Annotated in this window: 1 pseudogene; it reads right to left on the reverse strand. The window is 65.7% G+C overall.

Annotation, left to right across the window (positions count from 1 at the left end):
* Window positions 1–306: pseudogene (locus R0J88_RS19385) on the reverse strand (LacI family transcriptional regulator); the annotation flags it as partial.

The following is a 306-nucleotide window of genomic DNA, read 5'->3' on the forward strand; positions in this document are numbered from 1 at the left end:
GGGAATGTCGCTTTGATACGCTCAAGCGCCTGAGCACCGCTGGTCATCTGTTGACGCACGGGCAGGTCGAGCAGGGGGGCGTCCTCGATGCCGGCCGCTGCCAGCGCCTCACGGTGCCCGGCATAGCGCATCGCCGCGCGATAGTCGCGATCGAGCTCGGCACCGGCGAAGTGGATCGTGCGATACCCGCGTGCCAGCAGGTGCTCGGTCATGGCGCGTCCGGCGGCGACATGATCCATCCCCACGTTCAGATCCAAGCCTTCCCCCAGCTCCATGATCTCCACGATCGGCTGATTCCAGTTCTCC

Source organism: Pseudoalteromonas sp. SIMBA_162 (assembly GCF_046535955.1).
Classification (GTDB): Bacteria; Pseudomonadota; Gammaproteobacteria; order Enterobacterales; family Alteromonadaceae; genus Pseudoalteromonas; species Pseudoalteromonas marina.